Origin of the sequence: Streptomyces sp. PA03-6a (assembly GCF_033792765.1) — a bacterium.
Lineage (GTDB): Bacteria > Actinomycetota > Actinomycetes > Streptomycetales > Streptomycetaceae > Actinacidiphila.
This window is the reverse complement of record NZ_JARAVK010000048.1, coordinates 38,922-45,439: the sequence shown is the minus strand read 5'-3', so window position 1 is coordinate 45,439 and position 6,518 is coordinate 38,922. Positions and strand designations below refer to the sequence as shown.

The following is a 6,518-nucleotide window of genomic DNA, read 5'->3' as shown; positions in this document are numbered from 1 at the left end:
CGGGGGAGGGAGGCGGGTAGGGAGAACTCCCTCCCAAACGGCCGCCTCCCTACCGTCAGCCGGCGTCGAACTCGACCCCGTCTTCACCGTCGTCGTCACGGTCAGCGATGGCGTCGACGATGCGCTGCCGCGACACGTGCTGCCGGCCGCCGGTCTTGTACTCGCCGTGCCCGGCCTCATCCAGCACCCGGCGCAGGTTGCCGAACGACCAGTCGCCGTAAGCCTCCGAGTTGAGGTCCGACAGGCCGCGGACCACGTCCTGGGTGCGCATCCGCGGGGCGTTCTCGAGAACGGTCAGGATGTCCGCCAGCGGATCCGCCGGGGCGAACTCGGGCTCGGCCGGGGCCGGGCCGCTCTCGTGCAGGCCCATGGCGCGCTCCACCACGGGCGTAACCTCGTCGATTCCCTTCTCCGGGTCACGGGCCACGTAGTACGACCGGACGACCTCGAACGGCTTGGCCGTAAAGCCGGTGGTCACGGCCGTGCCGATGTCCTCGCCCGGGATCAGGGTCGTGGCGGTGATGCCGGCCCGGTGCTTACCCGTACCGAGCAGGCCGTCATTCGCGATGTGGTCGCCCACGGCGAACGCCACGTTGTGCGAGGTGTTGCGGGTGACGTCCTTCGGGATGCTGTCCGCGGTCGGCGACACGGTCACGAAGATGAGCGTGATGCCGCACTTGCGGGCCTTCTTGATGACGCGAACGGCCAGCTCAGCGGCCTCCTTGCCGTGCTCCTTGTCCATGAACAGCTCGTGGCACTCGTCGAACACGACGACCTTCGGCCGCATCCGCGGGTCGCGCAGGGCCAGTTCCCGCGTCAGCTTCACGCTGTCCCCGCCGAGAGACTCCAGCAGCTTGCCTCGCTCGGTGACCTCGTTGGCCAGGCGGCGCAGCGCGTTCAGCGCGGCCTCGATCTGCTCCTTGTCGTCGCCCTTGACCAGCGTCTTCAGGCGCGGCTTCAGCGGGTCGTAGTCGACGTTGAACGCCATCACGTACACCTCGGCCTCGACGATCGGGTCGAGGATCGCACCGAGCAGCAGGGAGATGACCAGCGACGACTTGCCGGAGCCCATGATGCCGCCGACCAGGTAGTTCGCGGCCATGAGCTTGCCGGTGATCTGCTCGCCCCGCTGACTGACGGCGACGGGTACGCCCTTGAAGTAGTCGGTGGTGCCCTCGTGGAGCAGCGGCCACGGCGGCACCGACCCGGACAGGGAGCCCTGGTCAGCGACCCACAGGTCGAGAATGCCGGGCTGCCGGGGCGGCTCGGTCGGCCACACCTCGACGGGCTTCCGCAGCAGGTTGTGCGCCAGGACAGCCTTCTTCCCGAGGATCATTTCCACGGTGACGCCCATGGGGAGCTGCAACTGGGTGTGGTAGCCGTTGCCCAGGCGGGTCGTCGGCTGCACCCAGCGGACCTGCCATCCCTCCTTGATGGCCTTGTTGAGCGGGGCGATGCCCAGGTTGCCCAGCGCCCGGTAGATGGCGCCCTCATCAGGCACGACGCCCTGCTCGCCCTGGTCGACGGGAAGCGCCCAGGTGGGGGCGGTCTGCCGGTTGCGGCCCACGGACCACACGGCGCCCACGCCGATGACCGGGAGGGCATACAGCAGGGGCTCCCACACTACGGAGGCGATGAACGCGATCCACCCGACGAGCTCGATGACGGTCTTGATGGGGGTGAGGACGTCGTGGATGTCGTGGTTGTACCAGGCCAGCATGATGCCGAGCAGCAGCAGCGCCCCGGTGCCGGCCGCGGTCCCGGCGGCCAGGGCCTTGGGGGCGTTGAGGGCCAGTTGCAGGAGTTCCATGCGGCGGCGGTGCCGGGACTGGCGGAAGATGTAGGCGCGCTGCTCCCAGTTGCGGGCGATCTCCTCGCTGCCAGCGAGTTCGGCGGCGCGCATCATCCTTTCGTGGCGGGCGGTGGTGCGGGCGTCCCAGGCGCGGCGGGTGAGGATGCGGGTACCCCCGACGAGGTAGGCCCCGTGGCGGATGGCGAGCCGGTAGGTGGCGTGGCCGCGGGCGTCGACGACGACGCGGCGGATCGCCCCGACCCGTACCCGGCGGGTACCCGTGTCGGTCTTGCTGGGGGTACCCGTCTTCTCGAGGTCGGGGGTACCCGGCTGCGGCGTGTGGGGTACCCCTGCCGCGATGGTCTCGGACATACTTCGATCTCCTGCTCTCGGAAGAGGTGCGGGGTACCCGGGGCGGCTGTTCGCTTCACAGGCAGGGTGGCCGCCCCGGGGCGTAGCTAACGGCGGCGGCGCAGCAGGCCGCGGCGGCGACGGGACAGGGCCTGCGCGGTGGCCTGGCCGTTCTTCCCGCCGACCGCGTTCACGATCGTGACGACGGCCCAGGCGGCGACGGCGAGCATCACGACCAGGCTCATCAGCGCGGCGACCAGGGACTGCACGGCGAGGATCAGCATCGGCAGGAAGTAGATCCCGGCGACGATCGCACCCCCGCCGATGCCCGCGCCGAGCGCCACACGCTGCAGCGTCCTGTCCGGCGGGGCCTCGTGGATGTGGACGACCTGCGGCTGCGGAACTTCTTGCACATTGTGCAAAAGGTTCGCCTGCGCGATCTCCTGCCGGACCGGCAGCCGGGCGGGCTCGGTACTCGGCATCGGGTTGTCGAACCGGTAGCGGCGGGGCGTGCTCACGGGGTGCTCCTCAACTCGTCTCGGATGCGCTGGGCTCGGACCTGGCCGATGCGGTACTCACTGCGGAGCGTCCCGACGCCGGGCACCTCGCCGCCCGCGAGTACGTCTGCGAACTTGGCGCGCGCCCTACCCGTCAGGGCGTCCTCGCCAGCCTTGGCGGGTAGGGGCTTTGCCCTACCCGTGCGGGGCTTCCCGACGGGCGCCGTGACGCCGTTGCGGGGTACCCCAGCAGCGGCAACCGGAGTAGGGGCGGGGGCTACCTCGGGACGGGCCACGATCGGCAGCAGGGATACTCCTGCGGGCACGGTCTGGGGTACGGCCGGAGGCAGCGCGCGCGGTACCCGGGGGGCTACCTCGGGGACGGGCAGGCGCATGAGGTCGACCTGCTCCACAACCGGAGCAAGGCTGACAACATCAGGCTTGCCCTCGTCGTCGGCCAGGCGCTCGTGCACCTGCCGCATGACGGCGGCGAACGCGAGCAGCGCGGCCACGGGCGGCACCGCCGCAACGATGTACTCCAGCGGCTCCGCCCCGGCACCGACACCCGCCACGTTCAAGGCGATAGAACCCAGCGACCCGACACCGGCGAGGAAGTACGCGAACCAGTCGGCCTTCCCCCGCAGCGCGGCCCGCAGGATCAGCAGCTCACCCGCGACGATGAACAGGTCGACGGTTCCGGGCCAGGCCCAGGCGCGGCCGGCGGAGTGGCCGAGGCCGTTGCTGGCCGCGACGTCGTGCAAATGTTCATACGACAGCCAGAACGCGGCGGCCGTCAGGGTGACGGTCACGGCTCCGGCGGCGGAGGCGAGGCCTTGGCGTGCGTTCAACGGTCTGCGCTCCTCTCTCGGTTCTCGAAGTTGCTGAGCTGGTCGTGCCTGGTGCGCGGGGCGTCCTCGTACCAGGCGAACGGGCGGGTGGAGTCGGCCGCGGTGAACACGTGGATCGCGGCACCCTCGGGGGCGTCGGGCAGGGCGTAGACGCGGCCACCCGTCAGCGAGGCGAGGAGGCGTGCGGCGTGGTGCTCGCAGCCGTGGGCGCCCGCGTTGACGGCGTCCAGCACGGTGACGACGACGGGCCCGGTGCACGGGGTGGGGTCGTCGGGGTGCGCGGCCGGGCAGCGGCTCATTTGGTGTCCTCGTTGAAGCCGGCGTAGGTGCCGGGGGCGGCTTTCGGGGCGTGCATGACGGTGTCGACGGCGGTCACCAAGGCGGCCACGCCCGCTGCGGCGGCTGCGAGGCCGGGGTGTCCGGTGCCGTCGGCGATGCGGGCGGCGGACTGGGCTACGGCGTTGACCCTGAGCGGGACCGACGGGTCCTCGGTGGCGCGCATGACGCGGTCGTAGAGGCTCATCGCGTCCACCTCCGGGCGCGCTGCTCGAGGCGGGGACGTGCGGCCACACCGGCGGCGAACGCCCAGACGACGGGCTGCGAGGCGAGGGCGACGATGCCCGCGGTCAGCAGACCTGCGACGGCAGTACCGGCCGCAGGGGTGAACACGACCACCAGGCCCAGCAGGACGCCGAGCAGAACGGCCTTCATGAGGGGACTCCCATCCGGGTCGGGGTGCAGGCTTGGCGCCACTCGGGGTGCAGGCGCACGTTGCGGAGAACCAGCAGCGCCACGATCAGCGGCAGGCTGTCGCCCTTGGCCTTGTTGCACGGCTCGCAGGCGAGCACGAGGTTCCGCTGCCGCCAGGTGCGCCAGATCGAATAGGGGATGACGTGGTCCAACGTGGCTTCGGCCAGGTCCGGGAACGGGCGCTGGCAATACCGGCACTGGGCCCCGTCGCGGGCGGCCAGGGACCGGCGGACAGACCGCCGGTCCTCGGGCCTCAGCGTTCGACGGCGGGCCATCACGCGCCGACCTCTCCACCACGGCGGGCAATGCGGTGACCGAGGAGGTTCACGCCGTGCCGGTCGTCGAGGGCAGTCGCGTCCAGCAGCGCCGCGAACATCGCGGGCAAGGGCGGAAGCTCCCGGCGGGACCGGTCCAGCGCCCGTAAGGCGGCGTTCTCTGTGGGCCGCTTCACCGGCCACTTCGCTCCGGCGCCCATCAGTTGCCCACCTCCGCCTGCAGCTCGGCGAGCTTGGGCGCGAGGGCGCGCATCTCGGCGGCGAACGCCTCGAGCGTGGCCGCGGCCTGCTCCAAGTCCTCCGCGCTGTAGCCGTTCGCGGTCAGGTGCACGTCGACCCCGTAGTACGGGGTGGTCTGCTCCGCCGGGCCGTACTCCTGCCACTCCCGATTCGCCTGCATCGAGGTCTCCATGTCGGGCTCCGGCCCGACGAACTCGCCGCCGTCGGAGTGAACGAGCTCGAAGGAGTAGGTGTTGAACCCGGCCGTGTGGACGGCCTTGCACCATGCCGGGCAGTGCAGCTCGATCTCCCCGGCGTCGACGGTCTCCAGGCGCACGATCCGGCGGCCGGTCATCGCTGGCCCCCGTCCCGGGCGTCGAGGGAGGCGAGGAGGTCCTGCAGCACCGTGTGCAGCGCCGAGGCGGCACCGACCATCGCACTGTGGTCGTGGATGTCGGCGGCCCCGCTGTCGTTGAGGATCCGGCGGGCCACCGTGCGGGCGATGTCCACCGGCGTCGGCCCCGACAGGCGAACCCTGCGCCCGTCGTACAGCGGGGACGGCGCGGGCCTGGCCGGCCGAGCCGGGGCGGGGATACCCCGCACCCGGCGCAGCGCCTCGTTCATGTCGGGACCGGAGTCCCCAGCGAGGAGAGTCACGCGACGGGCTCCTCGTCCATCTGGGCCCGCAGCGCCTTCATGTTGGCGACGAACTGCTCGAGGTCCGCGATGACCTTGTCGGCCTGCTGGCCGTCGAGGAGGACGCCGTTGCCGCCCGAGTTGAAGCTGAGCGCGGGCTTCGCCGCCGTCCAGTTGTCGTCGAGGACGATGTACGCCGACAGCAGCCCGCCCCCGCGGACGTCCATCCCGTCCGGCACCGGCACGATCGACTCGGGGCCGATGTGCTCGGTGGTGCCGTCCTCGGTGGCGTGGTGGTCGCACCAGCTGTAGTGCCGGCCGTCCGGGGCGGTGATGGCCTCGAACTGGTCGGCCAGGGCCTCCAGGCGGGGCAGGTGGGCGCGGACCTTGGCGACGAAGCCGCGCAGCTGGTCGGGGGAGAAGGTGACCCACTCGTCGCCGCCGCCGTCGAAGGCGATCTGCGGGGTGCGGTTGTCGTCACCGTCGAGGGTGATCTGCCCGTTGAGGATCTGGTACAGCTCGTTGGTGCCGGCGTAGGTCTGCTCGGTCGTGGAGTCCATGCTGACCTGCTGGCCGGAGCAGGTGAAGGGGTGCTTGTAGCCGCTGACGCACCAGCCGTTGCGCTCGCACTGGGTCGGCTCGACGGGCGCGGCCTGGGCCGCCTTACGGGTCTTCTTGGCGGTGGTGTTCATGCCGCCACCTCCGAGAGGGTCTCGACGCGCTCGACGCGCAGGCTGGGGGCGGACGACTTCATGGGGACCGGGCCGAGGCCGTGCTCCTTGAAGATGGCGCGGATCGCGTCGAGGTCGGCGGTCTGCCGGGACGACGGAGTGCGCGACACCAGCCAGGAGCCGTACAGGCCGGCGGGGAGACGGTCGAGGATCTTGCGGGCGGCGCGCTTGCCGCGGTCTCCGGCACGGGCCTGATCGGCGGCGACGCTGTACGCGACGGCGGCGGCCTCGATGTCCTCGATGGCCGGGAGCTCGGCGGGGGTGTACACATCGGCCGGGTCCGGGGCGTTGACGGCGACGTCGGCCGGGGCGTCGGAGGTGACGACCGAGCGGAAGACGCCGGTAATAGAGGAGAGGAAGCGGCGGGGAGCGGACTGGCGCTCGACCCGGGGACGCATGAGAGCATTCAGCACAGCGGT

12 protein-coding genes are annotated in these 6,518 nt (G+C 71.3%); all 12 read right to left on the bottom strand.

Annotated elements, in window-relative coordinates; translation table 11 throughout:
- Positions 1-55 precede the first annotated feature (55 nt).
- Positions 56-2,164 (bottom strand): FtsK/SpoIIIE domain-containing protein, encoded by a 2,109-nt coding sequence (locus PV350_RS14575; protein ID WP_500334163.1) that lies wholly within the window; start codon positions 2,162-2,164, stop codon positions 56-58.
- An 86-nt stretch (positions 2,165-2,250) separates the two neighbouring features.
- Positions 2,251-2,661, bottom strand: a complete 411-nt coding sequence (locus PV350_RS14570) for a DUF6251 family protein (RefSeq protein ID WP_500334161.1) — start codon at positions 2,659-2,661, stop codon at positions 2,251-2,253.
- The gene (locus PV350_RS14565; protein WP_500334159.1) at positions 2,658-3,488 is read right to left on the bottom strand and encodes a DUF2637 domain-containing protein; all 831 of its coding nucleotides are present in this window, start codon (positions 3,486-3,488) and stop codon (positions 2,658-2,660) included. The genes PV350_RS14570 and PV350_RS14565 overlap by 4 nt, the downstream gene beginning before the upstream one ends.
- The gene (locus tag PV350_RS14560) at positions 3,485-3,787 is read right to left on the bottom strand and encodes a hypothetical protein (protein ID WP_500334157.1); all 303 of its coding nucleotides are present in this window, start codon (positions 3,785-3,787) and stop codon (positions 3,485-3,487) included. The genes PV350_RS14565 and PV350_RS14560 overlap by 4 nt, the downstream gene beginning before the upstream one ends.
- Positions 3,784-4,011: a hypothetical protein gene (locus PV350_RS14555; RefSeq protein ID WP_500334155.1), complete on the bottom strand. Its 228-nt coding sequence runs from the start codon at positions 4,009-4,011 to the stop codon at positions 3,784-3,786. Before PV350_RS14555 ends, PV350_RS14560 begins: the two co-directional genes overlap by 4 nt.
- The gene (locus PV350_RS14550; RefSeq protein WP_500334153.1) at positions 4,008-4,199 is read right to left on the bottom strand and encodes a hypothetical protein; all 192 of its coding nucleotides are present in this window, start codon (positions 4,197-4,199) and stop codon (positions 4,008-4,010) included. Before PV350_RS14550 ends, PV350_RS14555 begins: the two co-directional genes overlap by 4 nt.
- Positions 4,196-4,513 carry an HNH endonuclease gene (locus PV350_RS14545; protein ID WP_500334151.1) on the bottom strand — a complete coding sequence of 106 codons (318 nt, stop codon included), beginning with the start codon at positions 4,511-4,513 and terminating at the stop codon, positions 4,196-4,198. The genes PV350_RS14550 and PV350_RS14545 overlap by 4 nt, the downstream gene beginning before the upstream one ends.
- Positions 4,513-4,689, bottom strand: coding sequence for a hypothetical protein (locus tag PV350_RS14540; RefSeq protein WP_500334149.1), 177 nt, complete (start codon positions 4,687-4,689; stop codon positions 4,513-4,515). The genes PV350_RS14545 and PV350_RS14540 overlap by 1 nt, the downstream gene beginning before the upstream one ends.
- Positions 4,690-4,712: 23 nt before the next feature.
- A complete protein-coding gene (locus PV350_RS14535) occupies positions 4,713-5,087 on the bottom strand; it encodes a DUF6907 domain-containing protein (protein ID WP_500334147.1) in 375 nt (124 codons plus the stop codon).
- Positions 5,084-5,389 carry a hypothetical protein gene (locus PV350_RS14530; RefSeq protein ID WP_500334145.1) on the bottom strand — a complete coding sequence of 102 codons (306 nt, stop codon included), beginning with the start codon at positions 5,387-5,389 and terminating at the stop codon, positions 5,084-5,086. The genes PV350_RS14535 and PV350_RS14530 overlap by 4 nt, the downstream gene beginning before the upstream one ends.
- The gene (locus tag PV350_RS14525; RefSeq protein WP_500334143.1) at positions 5,386-6,060 is read right to left on the bottom strand and encodes a DUF6907 domain-containing protein; all 675 of its coding nucleotides are present in this window, start codon (positions 6,058-6,060) and stop codon (positions 5,386-5,388) included. The genes PV350_RS14530 and PV350_RS14525 overlap by 4 nt, the downstream gene beginning before the upstream one ends.
- Positions 6,057-6,512, bottom strand: coding sequence for a hypothetical protein (locus PV350_RS14520; RefSeq protein ID WP_500334141.1), 456 nt, complete (start codon positions 6,510-6,512; stop codon positions 6,057-6,059). Before PV350_RS14520 ends, PV350_RS14525 begins: the two co-directional genes overlap by 4 nt.
- Positions 6,513-6,518: the final 6 nt, after the last annotated feature.

What these genes read in the sequence shown, in the direction of transcription:
- PV350_RS14575 (WP_500334163.1), bottom strand. Translation starts at nt 2,164, where the DNA reads ATGTCCGAGACCATCGCGGCAGGGGTACCCCACACGCCGCAGCCGGGT.
- PV350_RS14560 (WP_500334157.1), bottom strand. Translation starts at nt 3,787, where the DNA reads ATGAGCCGCTGCCCGGCCGCGCACCCCGACGACCCCACCCCGTGCACC.
- PV350_RS14555 (WP_500334155.1), bottom strand. Translation starts at nt 4,011, where the DNA reads ATGAGCCTCTACGACCGCGTCATGCGCGCCACCGAGGACCCGTCGGTC.
- PV350_RS14550 (WP_500334153.1), bottom strand. Translation starts at nt 4,199, where the DNA reads ATGAAGGCCGTTCTGCTCGGCGTCCTGCTGGGCCTGGTGGTCGTGTTC.
- PV350_RS14545 (WP_500334151.1), bottom strand. Translation starts at nt 4,513, where the DNA reads ATGGCCCGCCGTCGAACGCTGAGGCCCGAGGACCGGCGGTCTGTCCGC.
- PV350_RS14535 (WP_500334147.1), bottom strand. Translation starts at nt 5,087, where the DNA reads ATGACCGGCCGCCGGATCGTGCGCCTGGAGACCGTCGACGCCGGGGAG.
- PV350_RS14525 (WP_500334143.1), bottom strand. Translation starts at nt 6,060, where the DNA reads ATGAACACCACCGCCAAGAAGACCCGTAAGGCGGCCCAGGCCGCGCCC.